At 71.1% G+C, this 19,033-nt stretch carries 19 protein-coding genes; 6 read left to right on the top strand and 13 right to left on the bottom strand.

The window, feature by feature from the left end; all coding sequences use genetic code 11:
* Nucleotides 1-157 precede the first annotated feature (157 nt).
* Nucleotides 158-865, top strand: coding sequence for an SDR family oxidoreductase (locus ACTOWY_RS24270; RefSeq protein WP_441311957.1), 708 nt, complete (start codon nucleotides 158-160; stop codon nucleotides 863-865).
* On the opposite strand, the gene ACTOWY_RS24265 is transcribed toward ACTOWY_RS24270, so the two are convergent.
* On the bottom strand, nucleotides 846-1,274 hold the full coding sequence (locus tag ACTOWY_RS24265) for a protein-tyrosine phosphatase family protein (RefSeq protein WP_441311956.1): 429 nt from the start codon (nucleotides 1,272-1,274) through the stop codon (nucleotides 846-848). The genes ACTOWY_RS24270 and ACTOWY_RS24265 overlap by 20 nt on opposite strands.
* A gap of 191 nt (nucleotides 1,275-1,465) precedes the next feature.
* Between ACTOWY_RS24265 and ACTOWY_RS24260 the strand changes: the two genes are divergently transcribed.
* Together ACTOWY_RS24260 and ACTOWY_RS24255 are read left to right on the top strand one after the other, a co-directional pair.
* Nucleotides 1,466-2,632, top strand: coding sequence for a Cmx/CmrA family chloramphenicol efflux MFS transporter (locus tag ACTOWY_RS24260; protein WP_441311955.1), 1,167 nt, complete (start codon nucleotides 1,466-1,468; stop codon nucleotides 2,630-2,632).
* Between the two features lie 83 nt (nucleotides 2,633-2,715).
* Entirely contained in the window at nucleotides 2,716-3,561 is an 846-nt protein-coding gene (locus ACTOWY_RS24255) for a pentapeptide repeat-containing protein (protein WP_441312041.1), read from the top strand.
* Nucleotides 3,562-3,583: 22 nt separating this feature from the next.
* On the opposite strand, the gene ACTOWY_RS24250 is transcribed toward ACTOWY_RS24255, so the two are convergent.
* The 8 genes from ACTOWY_RS24250 to ACTOWY_RS24215 form a co-directional block, all read right to left on the bottom strand.
* Entirely contained in the window at nucleotides 3,584-4,333 is a 750-nt protein-coding gene (locus ACTOWY_RS24250; RefSeq protein WP_441311954.1) for a hypothetical protein, read from the bottom strand.
* A 55-nt stretch (nucleotides 4,334-4,388) separates the two neighbouring features.
* Nucleotides 4,389-5,153: a 3-oxoacyl-ACP reductase gene (locus ACTOWY_RS24245; protein WP_441311953.1), complete on the bottom strand. Its 765-nt coding sequence runs from the start codon at nucleotides 5,151-5,153 to the stop codon at nucleotides 4,389-4,391.
* On the bottom strand, nucleotides 5,153-6,520 hold the full coding sequence (locus tag ACTOWY_RS24240) for an aldehyde dehydrogenase family protein (protein WP_441311952.1): 1,368 nt from the start codon (nucleotides 6,518-6,520) through the stop codon (nucleotides 5,153-5,155). The genes ACTOWY_RS24245 and ACTOWY_RS24240 overlap by 1 nt, the downstream gene beginning before the upstream one ends.
* A complete protein-coding gene (locus ACTOWY_RS24235; RefSeq protein ID WP_441311951.1) occupies nucleotides 6,517-7,251 on the bottom strand; it encodes a gamma-glutamyl-gamma-aminobutyrate hydrolase family protein in 735 nt (244 codons plus the stop codon). The genes ACTOWY_RS24240 and ACTOWY_RS24235 overlap by 4 nt, the downstream gene beginning before the upstream one ends.
* Entirely contained in the window at nucleotides 7,232-8,545 is a 1,314-nt protein-coding gene (locus ACTOWY_RS24230; RefSeq protein ID WP_441312040.1) for a glutamine synthetase family protein, read from the bottom strand. The genes ACTOWY_RS24235 and ACTOWY_RS24230 overlap by 20 nt, the downstream gene beginning before the upstream one ends.
* A gap of 154 nt (nucleotides 8,546-8,699) precedes the next feature.
* A complete protein-coding gene (locus tag ACTOWY_RS24225; RefSeq protein ID WP_441311950.1) occupies nucleotides 8,700-9,449 on the bottom strand; it encodes a FadR/GntR family transcriptional regulator in 750 nt (249 codons plus the stop codon).
* A gap of 13 nt (nucleotides 9,450-9,462) precedes the next feature.
* Entirely contained in the window at nucleotides 9,463-10,917 is a 1,455-nt protein-coding gene (eat, locus tag ACTOWY_RS24220; protein ID WP_441311949.1) for an ethanolamine permease, read from the bottom strand.
* A gap of 95 nt (nucleotides 10,918-11,012) precedes the next feature.
* On the bottom strand, nucleotides 11,013-11,930 hold the full coding sequence (locus ACTOWY_RS24215) for a phosphotransferase (protein WP_441311948.1): 918 nt from the start codon (nucleotides 11,928-11,930) through the stop codon (nucleotides 11,013-11,015).
* A gap of 97 nt (nucleotides 11,931-12,027) precedes the next feature.
* Here ACTOWY_RS24215 and ACTOWY_RS24210 point away from each other — a divergent pair, with 97 nt between their 5' ends.
* On the top strand, nucleotides 12,028-14,481 hold the full coding sequence (locus tag ACTOWY_RS24210; RefSeq protein WP_441311947.1) for a GcvT family protein: 2,454 nt from the start codon (nucleotides 12,028-12,030) through the stop codon (nucleotides 14,479-14,481).
* A gap of 50 nt (nucleotides 14,482-14,531) precedes the next feature.
* On the opposite strand, the gene ACTOWY_RS24205 is transcribed toward ACTOWY_RS24210, so the two are convergent.
* Complete coding sequence (locus ACTOWY_RS24205; RefSeq protein ID WP_441311946.1) at nucleotides 14,532-15,416, bottom strand: alpha/beta fold hydrolase; 885 nt, start codon at nucleotides 15,414-15,416, stop codon at nucleotides 14,532-14,534.
* On the bottom strand, nucleotides 15,406-16,308 hold the full coding sequence (locus ACTOWY_RS24200) for an alpha/beta fold hydrolase (protein ID WP_441311945.1): 903 nt from the start codon (nucleotides 16,306-16,308) through the stop codon (nucleotides 15,406-15,408). Before ACTOWY_RS24200 ends, ACTOWY_RS24205 begins: the two co-directional genes overlap by 11 nt.
* 83 nt (nucleotides 16,309-16,391) lie before the next feature.
* On the opposite strand from ACTOWY_RS24200, the gene ACTOWY_RS24195 reads away from it, so the two are divergent.
* Both ACTOWY_RS24195 and ACTOWY_RS24190 read left to right on the top strand, forming a co-directional pair.
* Nucleotides 16,392-17,003: a TetR/AcrR family transcriptional regulator gene (locus ACTOWY_RS24195; protein ID WP_441311944.1), complete on the top strand. Its 612-nt coding sequence runs from the start codon at nucleotides 16,392-16,394 to the stop codon at nucleotides 17,001-17,003.
* A gap of 154 nt (nucleotides 17,004-17,157) precedes the next feature.
* Nucleotides 17,158-17,649 (top strand): SRPBCC family protein, encoded by a 492-nt coding sequence (locus ACTOWY_RS24190; protein WP_441311943.1) that lies wholly within the window; start codon nucleotides 17,158-17,160, stop codon nucleotides 17,647-17,649.
* An 18-nt stretch (nucleotides 17,650-17,667) separates the two neighbouring features.
* Here the strand turns inward: ACTOWY_RS24190 and ACTOWY_RS24185 are convergent, their stop codons facing one another.
* A complete protein-coding gene (locus ACTOWY_RS24185; RefSeq protein ID WP_441311942.1) occupies nucleotides 17,668-18,189 on the bottom strand; it encodes a class I SAM-dependent methyltransferase in 522 nt (173 codons plus the stop codon).
* 237 nt (nucleotides 18,190-18,426) lie between these two features.
* Complete coding sequence (locus ACTOWY_RS24180) at nucleotides 18,427-19,032, bottom strand: VOC family protein (RefSeq protein WP_441311941.1); 606 nt, start codon at nucleotides 19,030-19,032, stop codon at nucleotides 18,427-18,429.
* Nucleotide 19,033: the final 1 nt, after the last annotated feature.

The following is a 19,033-nucleotide window of genomic DNA, read 5'->3' as shown; positions in this document are numbered from 1 at the left end:
ACGTTGTCAGCCCGGTGCGAGTAAAAGAATGGCGCGCCGGGGACGTAACGGACAAGCGTCGAACGGGTGGTTGGCCGCACCACCCATCGGGAGTCTTCCGCCTGGCAGGGGCACGAACTCAGACTTGCCCGTGCTCATCGAGGGAGAAGGGGCGCCGGTGCCGCCGACCCGCGCTCAGGACCAGCCGACGGCGGTGGTCACGGGCGCTTCCCGGGGCATCGGCGCGCGGATCGCCGCCGCGCTGGGGGATAGTCACCGGCTGGTGCTGGGTGGCCGGGGATCGCCCGCGCTGACCCGGCTGGCCAGGGAGTTGCCGGATGCCCAGGCGTGGCCGGTGAACCTGGCCGATCCGCGCGCGCTGCACGTGCCGCCCGGGATCGAGCGCCTGGACGCGCTGATCCATAACGCCGGGGTGCTGGCCACCGGGCGGATCGAGGAGTGCGACGGCGGGCTGTGGCGGCGGACCTTCGAGGTCAACGTATTCGCCGTGGTCGAGCTGACCCGGCTGCTGCTGCCTGCGTTGCGTAAGGCGGGCGGGCACGTGGTGCTGATCAACTCCACCGCGGGGTTGCAGGCCAACGCGGCGCGCGGGGCGTACTCGGCGAGCAAGTACGCGCTGCGGGCTTTCGCCGACTCGCTGCGTGCCGAGGAGCCGCGGTTGCGGGTGACCACGGTGTTCCTGGGGCGGGTGGCCACCGATATGCAGCGGGATGTGTGCGCGGTGGAGGGGCTGCGGTACCAGCCGGAGCGCTACCTCTCCCCCGCCTCCGTGGCCGAGACCGTGCGCGCGGTGCTGGCCGCGCCGCGCGAGGCGTGCGCGACCGAGCTGGTGCTGCGGCCCGGGGCTAGCAGGGGAAGCGACTGACCCAGCGCTTCTGCCAGGGCGTTTCCACCGCGTGCTTGTTGTGGTGGGTCCGGGCCCAGGCCACCGCCTCGGTGGGGGGCACGCCGGCCAGGATGGCCAGGCAGGCGATGACGGTGCCGGTGCGGCCGACGCCGCCGTTGCAGGCGACCTCCACCCGCTGTCCGGAGCGGGCGGCGGCGTGCAGGGCGGTGATCCGGCGGATGGCCTCGGCGTGGTCGCGGGGCAGCCGGAAGTCGGGCCATTCCAGCCAGTGCCGGGGCCAGGTCAGGGTGTCGTCGTGGCGGGCGCGCAGGCGGGGGCTGCCCAGGTAGAGGCCGAAATCGGGTTGTGGGCCATCCGGGATGGGGTGGCGCAGGCCCCGGCCGCGTACGACCGTTCCATCGGGCAGGGTGATCGCTCCGGTCAACATGATCAAACCTTAGTCCGGTGGGAAACTCCGTCGACCGGGTTTCGCGCAGGGTTGTAGCCTGCCGCTCGTGCGCAGCCCCGAGGCTTCCAGACGGTAGCCACCGGTCCCCCCGGTGGCGTGCTCCTTCACGGCCACCGGCCGGACCGCGGTCGATCTTCCTTGTCGATCCACTGTGGTTGCGGAGTCCTGCTGTGCCTGTTGTGTTGTATTTGCTCGCCCTCGCCGTGTTCGCGCAGGGCACCTCGGAGTTCATGTTGTCCGGTCTGTTGCCGGACCTGGCCGCTGATCTGCACGTCTCCATCCCGGCCGCGGGTGCGCTGACCTCGGCGTTTGCCGCCGGGATGATCGTGGGTGCGCCGTTGATGGCGATCCTGAGTCTGCGCTGGCCGCCCCGGCACGCGCTGCTGGCCTTCCTGTCGGTGTTCCTGGTGGTGCACGTGCTGGGGGCGCTGACCACGAGTTATCCGGTGCTGCTGGCCACCAGGGTGGTGGCGGCGCTGGCCAATGCCGGGTTTCTCGCGGTGGCCCTGGCGACCGCGACCGGTCTGGTGGCGGCCAATGCCAAGGGCCGGGCGACCGCGGTGCTGCTGGGCGGGGTGACCCTGGCCTGTGTGGCTGGGGTGCCCGCGGGGGCGTTGCTGGGTCAGGCCTGGGGGTGGCGCTCGGCGTTCTGGGCGGTGGCCCTGGTTTCGGCGCCGGCGCTGGTGGCGATCCTGCGCTGGGTCCCGGCGGGCCGGGCCGGGAACGCGCCGGGGGTGCGCGGTGAGTTGCGCGCGTTGCGGCGGCCGCGACTGGGGCTGGTGTTGGTGCTGGGCGCCCTGGTCAATGGTGCGACGTTCTGCACGTTCACCTATCTCGCGCCGATGGTCACCGGGGTCGCCGGGATCGACGCGGGCTGGGTGCCCGCGGTGCTGGCGCTGTTCGGGATCGGCTCCTTCCTGGGGGTGAGTCTGGGTGGGCGGATCGCGGATTCCCGGCCGCGGCTGGTGCTGGCCGGGGGCGGGGTGGCGCTGGTGTGCGGGTGGGTGCTGTTCGCGCTGACCGCGGGCGAGCCGGTGCTCACGCTGGTGCTGGTGCTGGCGCAGGGGACGTTGTCCTTCGCGGTCGGCTCCACGTTGATCTCCCAGGCGCTCTACGCGGCGACCGGTGCGCCGCGGCTGGCCGGGGCTGGGGCGACGGCGGCGTTCAACGTCGGGGCGGCGCTGGGTCCGTGGGCCGGTGGGCTGGCCATCGCGGCCGGGTACGGGTACCGGGCGCCGTTGTGGGTCAGTGCCGGGCTGGCCGGGGTGGCGCTGGTGGCTGGGCTGGTGGCTCAGCGGGTGCTGGTGGCCCCCAGGTGCTCGCCGGGGCCGCAGTAGAGGATCTTCGGATGGATGGGGACGCTAGGCCCGGGACCCTTCGTCCCGGGCCGGAGCAACCGGCGGCCTAGAGTTTCAGGGTGATGTTGCGAGCCGACTGCGCCAACTGTTTCGGACTGTGCTGTGTTGTCCCCGCCTATGCAGCCTCGGCCGACTTCGCCATCACCAAACCCGCCGGCACCTCTTGCCCGAACCTGCTCGCCGATTTCCGCTGCGGCATCCACACCCGGCTTCGTGACCGCGGATTCCCCGGCTGCACCGTCTATGACTGCTTTGGCGCCGGTCAGCAGGTCGCCCAGCACACCTACGGCGGCCAGGACTGGCGCTCCTCCCCCGAACGCGCCAAGGAGATGTTCGCGGTCTTCCCCATCGTGCGGGAACTGCACGAACTGCTCTGGCACCTCACCGAGGCCCAGCGGCACCCCGCCGCGAGGTCCTTGCACACCGAACTCGACGAGCTGCGCACCGAGCTGGCGCGGCTGGCCGGGCTGCCCCCGGCCGAACTGCTCGCGCTGGATGTGGCCGCGCGGTGGCAGCGGGCGGATCCACTGCTGTCCCGGGTCAGTGAGCTGGTCCGGGCCGGATCACCGGGGCCGGAGCGGCGCGGGGCCGATCTCATCGGCGCGGACCTGCGCCGCAAGCGACTGCGCGGGGCGAACCTGCGTGGCGCCTATCTGATCGGGGCTGACCTGCGCGAGGTCGACCTGGGGCTGGCCGATCTGATCGGGGCTGACCTGCGCGGCGCCGACCTGCGGGGCGCGGATTTGTCCGAGGCGTTGTTCCTGACCCAGTTCCAGGTCAACGCCGCCCAGGGCGACTCCGCGACCCGGCTGCCCGCCGGACTGGACCGGCCCGCGCACTGGAGCGCCGCGCGGCCGGCTCGCTCCGGCCCACCGGCAGGCGCACGGCGAGGACGCCGGCCGCGCTAGCGGTCTGGCGCGCGGTCTTGGCTCAGAGTCTGGACCGGCCCACGCTCAGCTCGACCAGGCCACGCAGGCGCTCATCCGCGGCCGGGCTGCGTTCGGGATGCTCGATCAGGTGCGACTTGACCAGCTTCTCCAGGTTCAGCCCGGCCACTCCGCCGAGTTCAGCGGGCAGCGGAGAGATCCCCGCCGAGCGCAGCAGGTGATCCACCTCGACCCCGCTGGGGCCGGGGCGCTCCGTCCATCCGGGGCCGCCCTGGGCGAGGTCCTCGGCGTCGGCGATGTCCACGGTCAGCCCGTGGCGCACGCTGCCGTCGAAGGCGTACAGATCGGGCTCGGTACCCAGCCACCCGGCGAACACGGCCAGCGCGTGCACCTGTGCGGGTCCGGCCGGGGCAGCGAACACCCGTAGCCAGTCGATGGGACCGGGGATGGCTTCGCGGACCAGGGGCGGCAGCGCCTCGGCCGCGGCGGCCCGGTGGGCTTCCGGGACCAACCGCGCGATCATCAGGCCCACCTGATCGAGGGCTTGCCCGACGGTGGGACTGTTGTCGTTGGTGTGGTCCTGGGCCACCCGCACCCAGCCACCGGCGAGAGCCATCAGCTCAGTGACCGACTCACGCAGCTGCACCGCGGGCCCGGTCAGGGTCAGGACCTGTTCGGCCGCGGCGGCGAAGGCCGGCGGCTCGCGGTCGTGCGCGGCCAGGGTCATCCGCAGCACGGCGGCCTTGAGCAGCAGCCGGGTGGTGTGCTCCTCGCCTGGAAGGTGATCCGTCATGTCAGCCCCCGGTTGTCTGCTACAGCATGTCACAGACAACCGGGGACTGACCGCGCTACAGCGGGGTGACGTAGGCGCCGGTGAGGCCGCCGTCGACGAGGAACTGGGAGGCGGTGATGAAGCTGGAGTCGTCGCTGGCCAGGAAGGTCACCGCGGCGGCGATCTCGGCGGGCTCGGCGAAGCGGCCCATCGGGATGTGCACCAGGCGGCGGGCGGCGCGTTCGGGATCCTTGGCGAAGAGTTCCTGGAGCAGGGGGGTGTTCACCGGGCCGGGGCACAGGGCGTTGACCCGGATGCCCTCGCGGGCGAACTGCACACCCAGTTCCCTGGACATCGCCAGCACGCCGCCCTTGGAGGCGGTGTAGGAGATCTGGCTGGTGGCCGCGCCCATCACGGCCACGAAGGAGGCGGTGTTGATGATGGAGCCCTTGCCCGCGCGCTGCATGTAGGGCAGCACGTGCTTGCAGCACAGGTACACCGAGGTCAGGTTGACCTCCTGCACCTTGCGCCAGGCTTCCAGGCCGGTGGTCAGGATCGAGTCGTCCTCCGGCGGGGAGATGCCGGCGTTGTTGAAGGCGATGTCGATGCGCCCGTACTTCTCGAACACCGTGGCGTAGAGCGCCTCGACGTCGGTGGCGCTGGTGACATCGGCCCGCACGAACAGGCCGTTGACCTCGTCGGCGACCTGCTTGCCGGTGGTCTCGTCGATGTCGACGACCACCACCGTGGCGCCCTCCTCCGCGAAGCGGCGGGTGGTGGCCAGGCCGATGCCGCTGGCCGCGCCGGTGATGACCGCGACGCGGTCGGTGAGCCGTCCCATCAGTTCTCCTCAGTGCTGACGAACACGTTCTTGACCTCGGTGAACCCGTCCAAGGCGTCCGGGCCCAGCTCACGGCCGAGTCCGGACTGCTTGAACCCGCCGAAGGGCGTCCAGTAGCGCACCGAGGAGTGCGAGTTGACCGAGAGGTTCCCGGCCTCCACCCCGCGGGCCACCCGCAGCGCGCGGCCGGCGTCCCGGGTCCAGATCGAGCCGGACAGGCCGTACTCGGTGTCGTTGGCCAGCCGCAGCGCGTCGGCCTCGTCGGTGAAGGGCAGCACCGAGACCACCGGCCCGAAGATCTCCTCCCGCCAGGCCCGGTCCCGCTCGTCCCGGGGCAGCAGCACGGTGGCCGGGTACCAGAACCCGTCCCCGGCGGGGGCCTGGCCGCGGTAGGCCACGGTGGTCTCATCCACGTAGGAGGCGACCCGGTCACGGTGCGCGGCGGTGATCAGCGGGCCCATCTCGGTGGCCTCGGCAGCCGGATCGCCGACCACCACGCCCTTGACCGCGGGTTCCAGGAGTTCCAGGAACCGGTCGTAGACCTCGCGCTGGACCAGGATCCGGGAGCGGGCGCAGCAGTCCTGGCCCGCGTTGTCGAACACCCCGTACGGGGCGGCGGCCGCGGCCTTGTCCAGGTCGGCGTCGGCGAAGACGATGTTGGCGCTCTTCCCGCCGAGTTCCAGGGTCAGGCGTTTCACCTGGTCGGCGCAGCCGGCCATGATCTGTTTGCCGACCGCGGTGGACCCGGTGAAGACCACCTTGCGCACACTGGGGTGGGTCACGAACCGCTGCCCGACCACCCGGCCGGCGCCGGGCAGCACCTGGAAGACGTCCTCGGGGATCCCGGCCTGGCAGGCCAGTTCGGCCAGCCGGACCGCGGTGAGCGGGGTCAGCTCGGCGGGTTTGAGCACCACGGTGTTCCCGGCCGCGAGTGCGGGGGCGAAGCCCCAGGCGGCGATCGGCATCGGGAAGTTCCACGGCACGATCACCCCGATCACGCCCAGGGGTTCGTGGAAGGTGACGTTGAGGCCGCCCGCCACCGGGATCTGGCGGCCGAAGTGCCGTTCGGGGGCGCCGGCGTAGTAGCGGATCACGTCCCTGGCGTTGCCTGCCTCCCAGCGGGCGTTGCCGATGGTGTGCCCGGCGTTGCGGACCTCCAGCGCGGCCAGGTGCTCCAGGTCGGCGTCCACCGCTTCGGCGAAGCGGTGCAGCAGCCGGGCCCGGTCGCCGGGGCTGACCGCGCGCCAGGCCGGGAATGCCTTGGCCGCGCGTTCGATCGCGGCGTCGGCGGCGGCCGCATCGGCCAGCGCGATGGTGTCGAAGACCGCGCCGGTGGCCGGGTTGATCAGGTCGTGGGTGGCGCTCACGCGGTCGCTCCTCGGGCTGCGGTCACCAGCGCGGCGAACAGCGGCGCGCTGGGGTGTGCGGGGTCGGCGGTGTCCTCCTCGGGATGCCACTGCACCCCGAGCGCGAACGGGTGGCTGGGTTGCCGGACGGCCTCGATGGTGCCGTCGGCGGCGTGCCCGACCGCCTCCAGGCCCGGGGCGAGCCGGTCGATGGCCTGGTGGTGGTAGCAGGAGACCTCGATCTTCTCCCCGAGCAGCGTGGCCGGCGGGCACCCCGGTTCCAGGCGCACCGTGGTGCGGCCGAAGCGGCCGGGCGCGGGCTGGTGGTCGCGATGCCCGAGCACCTCGGGCAGGTGCTGGTGCAGGGTGCCGCCGAGGCCGACGTTGAGCAGTTGCGCGCCCCGGCAGATCGCCAGCAGCGGGGTGCGCCGGTCCAGGGCGTGGTAGAGCAGCGCGAGTTCGCTGCTGTCCCGGTCCGGGCGGATGCCGGTGGTGTGCTCGTGCGGTGGTGCCTGGTAACGCTGGGGGTCGATATCGGCGCCGCCGGCCAGGATCAGCCCGTCCAGCCGGGGCAGCACCCTGGCTGCGGTGGCGCCCGGTGGCAGCAGCACCGGGATGCCGCCCGCGGCGGTGACCGCGTCGAGGTAGCCGGCGGGCAGCAGGGCGGCCGGGCGTTCCCACACGCCCCAGGCCGCGCTCTCCCGGTAGCAGCTGATCCCGATGACGGGCGCGTCAGAGGCGTTCGAAGCCACGGAACAGCTCCCAGTCGGTGACGGCGGCCTGGTAGGCGGCGATCTCGATGCGCGCGGCGTTGAGGTAGTGCGCCACCACGTCCTCACCGAAGGCCGCCCTGGCCAGCTCGCTGCCCGCGAAGGCATCCACCGCCTCGGGCAGGGTCGAGGGCACGTGCTCGGCCTCGCTGGCGTAGGCGTTGCCGGTGAGCGCCTCGCCCAGCGGGAGTTCGTTGTCGATGCCGTCCAGACCGGCCGCGATCAGCGCGGCGGTGGCCAGGTACGGGTTGACGTCGCCGCCGGGCACCCGGTTCTCCACCCGCAGGCTGGCCCCGCCGTGCCCGACCAGGCGCAGTGCGCAGGTGCGGTTGTCCGGGCCCCAGGCCACCGCGGTGGGGGCGAAGCTGCCGGGCACGAACCGCTTGTAGGAGTTGATGTTCGGCGCGAGCAGCAGGGTCAGCCCACGCAGGTGGGCCAGCTGCCCGGCCAGGAAGTGCTCGGCCAGCGCGGACATGCCGTGCCGGCGATCGCCGGCGAAGACCAGGCTGCCGTCGGCGCCGCGCAGGCTGATGTGGATGTGGCAGGAGTTGCCCTCGCGCTGGTTGTACTTGGCCATGAAGGTCAGGCTCTTGCCCTCCTGGGCGGCGATCTCCTTCGCGGCGGTCTTGTAGATGCTGTGGTTGTCGCAGCTGGCCAGCGCCTCGGCGTAGCGGAAGGCGATCTCGTGCTGGCCGGGGTTGCACTCGCCCTTGGCCGATTCCACCCGCAGCCCGGCCGCGGTCATCTCGTTGCGGATGCGGCGCAGCAGCGGCTCGATCCGGGAGGTGCCCAGCAGCGAGTAGTCCACGTTGTACTGGTTGCTCGGGGTCATGTCGCGGTAGCCGGTGTTCCAGGCCTGCTCGAAGCTGTCGTCGAAGACGATGAACTCCAGCTCGGTGCCGACCTGGGCGACCAGGCCCCGTTCGGCCAGCCGGTCCAGCTGGCGGCGCAGGATCTGCCGCGGCGAGGCGGGGACCGGGGAGCCGTCGGCCCAGACCACGTCGGCCAGCACCAGCGCGGTGGCCGGGTGCCAGGTGGCCAGGCGCAGCGTGTCCAGGTCCGGGCGCAGGGTGAAGTCGCCGTAGCCGGTTTCCCAGGAGGACATCCGGTACCCGCCGACGGTGTTCATGTCCACATCGACGGCGAGCAGGTAGTTGCAGGCCTCGGCGGCGTGCGGGACGACGTCGTCGAGGAAGTGCCGGGCGGCGATCCGCTTGCCCTGCAACCGGCCCTGCATGTCGGTCATGGCCAGCAGCACGGTGTCGATCTCACCCATGTCGACCAGCTCGCGCAGGCGGGCCAGCGAGAGCGGGGCTGTGGTTCCCGACTGCGACACGACCGCCTCCGTAATGGTCTGCGATTGGACCTTTGCAGGATGGTGGGTGACCCACGACACTGTCAAGCGCGCAGGTCAGCCGGCGTGGACCGGGTCAGCTCAGGAAGGCCCGCAGCAGCGCCGCGGTGCCCGCCAGGTGCTCGGCCATCGCCGCCCGCGCCGCCGGGCCGTCCCCGGCCAGCACCGCCATCACGATCCGCTCATGCTGTTCGTGCGAATGCTCGATGTTGTGTCCCAGCAACGGGATCGCGTCCAGCAGCTCGTTGATCCGCATCCGGTTGTCCGCCACCGCCGAGGCCAGCGAGGGCGAGCCGGTGATCTGCGCGATGGCCAGGTGGAACCGGGAGTCCAGGTGCCGGTAGGTCTCCGGGGTGGCGGTGCGGACCTGCTCGTGCACCGCGCGCAGCAGCGCCCGCTCCGGCTCGGGCAGCCCCCGGGTGGCCGCCGCGCAGGCCGCGCCGGTCTCCAGCACCTCGCGGAAGGTCAGCGTGTCCTCCAGGCCGACCGAGCCCATGCCGACCACCAGCTTGCGCAGCCGGGCCTTGCCGCGCGGGGCGTCCTCGGCCCTGCTGACCACGAAGGTGCCGCCGAAGCGCCCGCGCCGGGACTCCACGTACCCGGACTGCTGCAACGCCCGGATCGCCTCCCGCAGCGTCATCCGGCTCACCCCCAGCCGCACCGCCAGATCCCGCTCGGCAGGCAGCCGCTCACCAGGGCCGACCACGCCGAGCTTGATCGCCTGCAGGATCCGCTCCACCGCCTCCTCGAAGGCGTTGCCACTGCGGACCGGGCGGAAGACGGCCTGGTCGGCCAGGGTGGCGGGCGGCTCCGGTTCGGAACTCATGAGCGCCACGATCTCACGGGTCCTCCAGTTCGGCGGTGGCGCGACGCACCGCCTCGAACTCCTCTTCCGGGGCCTCCGCGACCAGGTGGTGGCGGCTGTAGAACCAGAAGTAGGCCAGGGCCAGCAGGAAGATCCCGGCCATCACCCCGGCGGCCAGGATGTCCACCAGGAAGGTGGCCACCACCGCCGCGGCGGCCAGCACCAGCGCGATGCTCGTGGTGACCACCCCGCCCGGGGTGCGGTAGGGGCGCGGCAGGTTCGGCTCCCGGACCCGCAGCACGATGTGCGAGACCATCATCAGCACATAGGACACGGCCGCGCCGAAGACCGCGATGTTGATCAGCTTGGCGCCGTTCTGGGTGATCGCGGCCAGGATGAACCCGATCGCGCCTGGCACCAGCAGTGCCAGGATCGGCGTCTTGCGCTTGCCGGTCACCGACAGCTTCCGCGGCAGGTAACCGGCCCTGGACAGGGCGAAGAGCTGCCGGGAGTAGCCGTAGATGATGGAGAAGAAGCTGGCCACCAGCCCGGCCAGGCCGATGTAGTTGACGATGTCGGCGATCACCGCGTTGCTGCCGTAGACCGCGCGCAGGGCCGCGGGCAGCGGGTTGTCCGAGGATTTCAGCGCGTTGCTGCCCGCCCCGCCCGGCGCGGCGATCAGGATCAGCGCGGCGAAGACCAGCAGCACCAGCATCGCGGCCACGATGCCCTTGGGCATGTCCTTGCGCGGGTTGCGCGCCTCCTCCGCGGCCAGCGGCACGCCCTCGATGGCCAGGAAGAACCAGATGCCGTAGACGAAGGCGGCCAGGATCCCGGCGTAGCCGAAGGGCAGGAACGCGCTGGCCCCGACCGCGTCGGTGGGCGGGATGTCGGTGAGCCGGGACAGGTCGATCATCGGGATCATGGCCACCACGAAGATCACCAGACCGACCACGGCGATGGCGGTGATGACGAACATCAGCCGCAGCGCCTCGCCGACGCCGTAGAGGTGCACGCCGACGAAGATGGCGTAACAGACCAGGTAGACCGGCCAGCTGTTGGTCAGCCCGAACAGTCCGAGCGCCTGGACGTAGCCGCCGATGAACACCGAGATGGCCGCGGGCGCGATGGTGTACTCGATCAGGATCGCGGTGCCGGTGGCGAACCCGCCCAGCGGACCGAGGGCACGCCGGGCGAAGCCGTAGCCCGCCCCGGCCACCGGCATCGCCGAGGCCATTTCGGCCAGGCCGAAGACCATGCAGGTGTACATCACCGCGACCAGGATGGTGGCGATCAGCAGACCGCCGAACCCGCCCTGGGCCAGGCCGGAGTTCCAGCCGGAGAAGTCCCCGGAGATGACGTAGGAGACGCCGAGCCCGGCGAGCAGCACCCAGCCCGCCGCGCCTTTCTTGAGCTGGCGTTGCTCCAGGTAGGCCGCCTCGACGTGGGTGTAGTCCACTCCCCCGCTTTTGGGCTGTTCTGTGCTCACGCGCGCCTCCACCTGCGGTCCGGACAGCGGCTGATTGGTCAACGGTCAGACCATTGCCCATATTTGTGAGCGAGGTTACAAACCCTGTCAAGCCCTCAGCGGGCCAGTTCCAGCAGCCGGCCCAGCCCGGGATCGGTCAGGGCGGCCTTGGCCCGCCCCCATTTGCCCGCGGCCTCACCCCAGTAGTCGAAGGTGCTGCCGGGCTTGCTGAGCAGGCCGTGGTGGATGCAGAACCACAGCGTCCAGGTGAAGTCCGACATCGCCTGGAACAACCGCGCCCTGGCGGTCAGCCGGGGGTCGGCGCCGCCGAAGTAGGCCTCGGCGAGCAGGGCTGCCCGGTCGGGGTCGAACTGGCCTTCGGCGCAGATGTTGCCCAGCTCGAAGCCGGGGTCGCCGTTGCCGCTGAGCTGGTAGTCCACGATCCGGATGCCGCCGGGCTCGGCGATGAAGTTCTCCGCCAGCAGGTCGTTGTGGCACGGCCGCACCGGCAGCGGGTCCGCGCCCAGCACCGCCCGCAGCTGCTGGGCCAGCGGCAGGTGGGTCAGGTAGTCCTCGAACAGGGTCAGGTCGTGGCGGCGGCAGATCTCGAGCAGCTGCTGCTGTTTGGCGAAGATGTCGAAGTCGTTGGCGAAGGGCCGCGGCGCGGCGTGCAACCGGCGGCAGGCCGCGGCCAGCTGCGGGATGCGGCCGGGTTCACGGGTGTCGGCGAAATTCAGCGTGCGACCCGGCAGGTACTCCAGCACCAGCGCGGGCAGCGCCTCGATGATGTGCAGGACCCGTGGCCCCGCACCGGATTCCGCGGCCACCACGGTGTTGGCGATCTCCTGCGCCAGGGGCACGCCGAGCCCGGCCTCGGCCACCGCGGGGTCGAGCACCCGCAGCACCTGATCGACGCCGTCCACCCGCAGGTGCGCGACCTGGTGGCTGAGTCCGCCGGTCATCGGCAGCAGCTCCACCCGCCGTCCCGTCCACGCCGGGACCTGACTGATCGCGTCCTGCACGGTCGCCGACATAGTCGCCGAGTGTGTTGGCGCGCACACTTGTCCGTCAAGACACGCGGCCGCCTGGTTCCCCCGACCGGCCCACCTGCGCTACCAAGGACTCGTGTCCGTGGACCGAACGCTCCCAGCCCGCGCCCGCATCGTCGTGATCGGCGGCGGCGTCGGCGGTACCAGCATCGCCTACCACCTCGCCAAGCTCGGCGAACGAGACGTCGTGCTGCTCGACCGCGACGAGCTGACCAGCGGCTCGACCTTCCACTCGGCGGGACTCGTCGGTCAGCTGCGCGCCGATGTGACCCTGACCCGGATGAACATCTACTCCGCCCAGCTCTACGCCGAGCTGGAGGCCAGGGAGAACCCGGTCGGGTTCGTGCCCTGCGGCGGCATCCGGCTGGCCTGCACCCCCGAGCGGATGGACGAGGCGCGGCGGCAGATAGGCTGGTCCCGCACCGTTGACCTGCCGCTGCAGGAGATCAGCCCGGCCGAGGCCAAGGAACTGTTCCCACTGCTGGACACTTCCGGCGTGCTCGGCGGCACCTACCTGGCCACCGACGGCTACGTCGACCCGGCCCAGCTCACCTATTCCCTGGCCGCGGGCGCCCGCGCGGGCGGGGTGCGGATCTTCCCGCACACCAGGGTGCTGGGCATCGACGTGCGCGAGGGCCGGGTCCGCGGTGTGCGCACCGAACGCGGCGATATCGAGGCCGAGATCGTGGTCAACTGCGGTGGCATGTTCGCCGCCGAGATCGGCAGGCTGGCCGGGGTGCGGGTGCCGATCGTGCCCATGTCGCACCAGTATCTGATCACCGAGCCGGTCCGCCCGCGCGATGGCGGCCACCTGCCGACCCTGCGCGACCCGGACAACCTGGTCTACTTCCGCGAGGAGGTCGACGGGCTGCTCATGGGCGGCTACGAACGCGACTCCGCGCCCTGGGCGCAGACCGGGGCGAACTTCGAGGCGGTGCCGCCGGACTTCAACGGCAAGCTGCTGCCCGAGGACTGGGACCGCTTCGCCGAGATCGCCGAGGCCGCCCAGCTGCGGGTGCCGACCATGGCCACCGCGGGCATCCGCAAGATGATCAACGGCCCGGAGGCCTTCACCCCGGACAACGAGTTCTGCCTCGGCGAGACCGAGGTCGGCGGATTCTTCGTGGCGGCCGGGTTCTGCGCACACGGCATCGCCGGGGCAGGCGGCATCGGCAAGGTGATGGCCGAGTGGATCGTGGCCGGGGAACCGGAGTTCGACCTCTCACACATGGACATCCGCCGCTTCGGCCGCCAGTACCGCTCCCCTGGCTACACCCGCAAGCGCACGGTGGAGAACTACGAGACCTACTACGACATCCCGTTCCCGCACCGCGAACGCGGCGCGGGCCGTCCGCTGCGGGTGTCCTCGGCCTACCCCTGGCACCGCGAGCACGAGGCCAGCTTCGGGGAGAAGTCCGGCTGGGAACGGGTCAACCACTACGAACGCAACGCCGCCGCCGGTCAGGAGTCCTGGCGCCCGCACGGCTGGGCAGGCCGCAACTGGTCCCCGGCCATCGGCGCCGAACACCTGGGCACCCGGGAGCGCGCGGGCCTGTTCGACGAGTCCTCCTTCGCCAAGATCGAGGTCACCGGCCCCGGCGCGGCGAAGCTGCTGGACTGGGTGTGCGCCAACGAGGTCGCGGGCCCGGTCGGCGCGATCACCTACACCCAGGCGCTCAACGCCCGCGGCGGCATCGAATGCGATTTCACCGTCACCCGCTGGGGCGAACACGAGTTCCAGGTGGTCACCGGCACCGCCTTCGGCTCGCACGACGCGGCCTGGCTGCGCCGCCACGCCCCGGACGACGGCTCGGTCCGCATCGCCGATGTCACCGGCGCCTGGTCCTGCTTCGCCCTGTGGGGCCCGCGTTCCCGGGAGATCCTGGCCGGACTCACCCCCGCCGCCCTGGACAACGAGGCCTTCCCGTACCTCACCGCCCAGGAGACCACCGTCGGCGACGTCCCGGTCCGCGCGCTGCGGGTGACCTTCGCCGGTGAGCTGGGCTGGGAGTTGTACTGTTCCAGCGAGTACGGCGCCGCGCTGTGGCGCACGCTGTGGGAAGCCGGGCAGGAGCACGGTGTCATCGCCGGCGGCTACCGGGCCATCGACAGCCTGCGCCTGGAGAAGGGCTACCGGCTCTGGGGCTCGGACCTGACCCCGGAACGCACCCCGTACGAGGCCGGCCTGGGCTTCTGCGTCAAACCGGACAAGCCAGGCGGCTTCCACGGCCGCGAAGCCCTGTTGCGCCGCAAGGAAACCGGCTTCACCCACCGCCTGCGCTGCCTCACCCTGGACGATCCGCTGGCCTGGCCGCTGGGCAGCGAGGCGGTCCGGGTCGGCGGCGAGGTGCTGGGCCGGGTCACCACCGGCGGTTATGGCTACAGCGTGGGCCGCGCCATCGCCTTCTGCTACCTGCCGGTGGACCGGGTCAAGATCGGCACCGAGGTCGAGGTGGAGATCTTCGGCCGCTGGGTGCCCGGCGTGGTCGAACGCGACCCGCTGTTCGACCCCAAGGGCACCCGCATCCGCGCCTGACCCGGCCGGACCCGGTTCGACGCCGCGGGTGGCGCCGAACCGGGTCCAGGTCAGGCCCGGACCAGGCTGCCCACGAACTCCAGCACCCTGGCCAGCACCGCCGCCGGATCATCGAGGGACATCGCGTGCCCGGTGCCGGGCAGCACCTCGACCCTGGTGATGCTCGACATCCCCGCCAGGCGTTGCCTGGCCAGCGCCGAATCGTGCAGCTGACTGCGTTCCCCGAGCAGGAACAGGCTGGGCACGCTCAGCGCCAGCAGCTCCTCGTCGGTGAACACCGGCGGGTTGGGCAGCACCCGGCGGAAGGCGAACATGGCCGGGGCCAACGGCATCAGCCAGTCCTCGGTCAGCGCCGCGTTGGTCAGCGACCGCGCCGCCCACTCCCGCATCTCCCGCGGCGCCCCGAAAAACGCCGAGCAGGCCATCGCCCAGGACACGAACCGCACCCCGACCTGCTCGAACCCTGGCGGGTCCAGCAGCGAGAGCGAGGCCACCCGCTCCGGGGCGTGCAGCGCGGTGTGCATCGCCGTCCAGGCCCCATAGGAGGACCCCACCAGACTGGCGCGCGCCACCCCCAGCCCGTCGAGCACCTCGACCAGCCAGGCCGCCAGGTCCCGGCCATCGCGCACCGGCTTGTCCTGGTGATGGTGCCCCGGCTCGCCGATCGCCTCCACCGCGAACACCGGATGGGCCGCGCTGAGCTGGTGCACCAGGCCGCGGAACATCAACGGCGCCCCGTTCGACCCCGGCAGCAGCACCAGCGGCACCCCGCATTCCTGGCCGCTGCGATGCACCCGGGTGGTGCCGAAGGAGGTCGGCACGTCGGTGGTCACCGTCAGCGGCGGCCAGTGCTCGGCCAGCAGCCGGTCGTAGCCGCGGATGTAGTCCTGCCGCACGGCCTCGCTCGGAAACCGGCCCACGTAGTCAGTCGTCATGAGTCCCCACCGTTGAGTCCCCGGGCCGGCCGACGCGCGATCCGAGGAAGTCCAGCACCAGCCCGACCGTCCGTTCTGGATCATCAATGTGCACCACGTGACCGGCCCCTGGCACGACCACGGCGCCGGTGATGTTCGCAAAGGCGGCCACTCGCGCCCGTGCGGCTGCCGCATCGTGCAGAACACTGCGCTCGCCGAAAAGGAACAGCGACGGCACCGACAGCGCGGCCAGCTGGGCGTCGGTGAAGACCACCGCGTCCGGCAGCACCCGCCGGTACCCGATCATCTTCGGGAACAGCCGCGGCAGCCAGCCCTCCAGCAGCGTCGCGTTGGGCAGCCGTCGGGCCGCCCACGCCCGGATCGGCCTGGGCATCGGGGTGCACAATCCGCAGAGGAGCAGCCAGCGGATGGCCCGCCAGCCCAACCGCGCCAGTGCGGGCGGATCGATCAGGGTCACCGAGGCCACCCGCTCCGGCGCGTGCAACGCGGTGTGCGCCGAGATCAACGCCCCGTAGGAGCAGCCCACCAGATGCGCGCGCTCGACACCCAGCGCGTCGAGCACCTCGACCAGCCAGCTCGCCAGGTCGGCGAAGTCGAGCACCGGCTTCTGCTGCCGATGGTGGCCGGGCTCGCCGATGGTCTCCAGCGACAGCACCGGATGCACGGCGCTGAGCTGCCGGATGACCGGCCGGAACCCCAGTGGGGTCCCACCGGCCCCGGTCAGCAACACCAGCGGCACCCCGTCGCCGGAGCCGTTGCGCTGTACCCGGGTGCGCCCGAAGGAGGTCTCGACCTCCACGAAGTCCCTGGCGGAGGGCCAGTACTCGTCCATCAGCTCGTCATGGACCCGGATGAACTCCTGCCGGGCCCGCTCGTGCTTGAACCCTCCCACGCGCTCCTTACCCATGCGATCCCCCATCACTCTCGGTTATGATACGAACGTATCAGAAGTTGGGTTGTCGTAGGGTGTGCGCCGTGCCAAAACGGGTTGATCATGAGCAGCGCCGCACCGAGATCGCGGAGGCACTGCTGCGCATCGCGGGCACCCGCGGCCTGCACGCCGCGAGCATGCGCGAGGTCGCCGCCGAGGCCGGGGTGTCCCTGCGGCTGGTGCAGTACTACTTCCACACCAAGGAAGAACTGCTGCTCGACGGCATGGCCCGCCTGGTCGGCACACTCAACGACCGCATGATCGAGCGCATCCGCGCCGCGGGCCTGCCCCCGACCCCGCGCAGCATCCTGTACGCGGCGCTGACCGGCCTGCTGCCCACCGACGAGGCCAGCCACCGCGTCCAGCTCACCTTCGTCGCCTTCCAGACGCTGATGATCACCGACCCGGCCTTCGCCAACCGCAACCTGGGCACCACGCCGGACAAGATGGAGCGCTACCTCACCGACCAGATCAGCCAGGCCCAGCAGTCAGGCGAGATCGCCCCGGACCGGGACCCGTCCCTGCTCGCCGCGGCGCTGATGTCCCTCACCGGCGGCCTGGTCTCCAGCGTGATCGCCGGCCAGCGCGACGCCGAGTCCGCCGAGCACGTCCTCCGCGATCACCTGGACCACCTGTTCACACCCGATCAGCGTTGATCGGTGCCCCGACGTCGGCAGCCACCGCGATCATCACCGGCGCGAGTTCCGGAATCGGCGCCCCTACGTTGCCTCCACGATGAATTAGCGCGAATTCAGCTAAGGCGAAGCTGTTAATGTGCGTCCATTCACTCGAGAACTGGAGCGCTCCGCCATGAAGTACACCGTCTCGATCGAGATCGCCCTGCCGCGGGAGCGAGTGGTCCAGTTGCTCGCCGACCCGGAACATCTGCCGAAGTGGCTGCGGGGCCTGGTGCTGCATGAGCCGCTGAGCGGGGTGCACGGGCAGGTCGGCACCAAGTCGCGAGTGGTGCTGCAGACGGGGCAGCAGCAGATGGAGTGCACCGAGACCATCACGCGCCGGGAACCGGTGGACCCGCACGGGATCGCGAGGGAGAGCGTCGTCCATTACGAGCGCGAGATCGTCGGCAATGGCATGTGGAGCGCCGCGCGCGAACGCTTTACCGAAACCGACCTGGAGACGACGCTCTGGGTGAGCGAGAACGAGTACCGGTTCAGCAGCCTGCTGATGCGGCTGGTGGCGCTCTTGATGCCCGGCACCTTCCGCAAGCAGTCGCTACAGCACATGCGGGACTTCAAGGCGTTCGCCGAGCACGGAAAGGACGTCCGCGAAACGACGGACTGAACCGCGGGTGGAATCTCGTCAATAGCCGGTGCCGGCATTGCGGGTCCGTATCCCCAGCACCACTGGTGTCGGCGAGCCGCCCTCCCCGAAGCGTTCGAGCACCAGGCCCGCGGCCAGGAACTCGTTCAGCAGGTCGGGCAGTGGCCGATGGGTGGCGCCGACCTTGTCGCGCAGACCGTCAGCGGTCCACGACTCGGTCGTCCAATGGTTGTCCCGGTAGCCGGGGTTGATCACTATGGCCGCCGGCTCAGACCGGTCGGCAAAACCGCCGCAGAAACACGGGTGCACCCCGAGGTGGACGAACACGCCGCCTGGGCGCAGGACTCGGGCCACCTCGCGGAGCACCGCCGGGTAGCCGGGCATATCGGTGTGGGTCAGCACCGTCACCACGGCCGCCAGCGAACTGTCGGCGATAGGGAGACATTCGGCGTCGGCCTGGGCAACCGGCAATTTCGCCGACGCGTGAGGCGAGCATACCGCAAGAAATGTCGAGTCCGACCGGCGTCCAGCCCAGCGCCCGGAGCCGGCCCGCGTGCGCACCGGTTCCGCAGCCTATTTCCAGGCAGGGGCCACTTCCGGGGCCGAGCAGGTCAGCCAGCAGTCCGGTCAGTTCCAGCAGGTCGGAGCCTTGCTGGGCGGCGAGGAAGTCGTGCTCGTACCAGTCCGCGATGTCATCATATTGGGCGCGCATGCCTCAACTGAACACGCTGCGTCTCGATTCGCGCCCGTCATTCTGCCCAGGGTGAACGCTGAATAACTCGATCAGGGCGGAATTGCTCAGGGAGCTGTAATCAGGTCGAATTGGCCCTTCCGGCCGTGTACAACTGCTCTCAGGCCGACGCGGTTGGCTGGACGGATCGGCAGTGCCTCGTCCAGTGCAGCCAGGGTGGCGCGCAGCGGGTCTGGATCCGGAGACCACGCGTGCAGCTCCACCAGCGCCGCCATCGGAAGGTTCCTGGCCGGGTGTGTTGTGCCGCCCCAGTCAATCAGGAACGGGACGACTCCAGTGCCTGGCGGGGTGAGCCGCCAGCTCAGCTGCCGTCCGTCGGTGGTGAGCCGCCCCATCGCCTGCGGTGCGCCCGGATCGGCCCCGCGGGCGCGGGCGGCGGCCACGCTCGCATCGATGTCGGTGGTGCGGGCGGCCCAGGTCACCAGGCTGGGGCCGGTCAGCGTGCCGAGTCCGAAGATCGTCGGCTCGGCCTCGCGGGCCGGATCCGGTCCGATGATCTCCAAGTAGGCCTGCTCACCCAGGCCGAGTAAGTAGTTCGCGGTTCCGAACTCGACGTGGCGACCGCCTGGTACCGGGCGGTCGCCGGAAAGGAGGTGGATCAGGTCAACGGTGCCGGCCAGGTCCGGCGTCGCCAGCACGAGGTGGTCGAGCATG

Origin of the sequence: Crossiella sp. CA198 (assembly GCF_052078295.1) — a bacterium.
Classification (GTDB): domain Bacteria; phylum Actinomycetota; class Actinomycetes; order Mycobacteriales; family Pseudonocardiaceae; genus Crossiella.
Note: the sequence above shows the minus strand (reverse complement) of the source record. Positions and strands in the feature narration are given on the sequence as shown.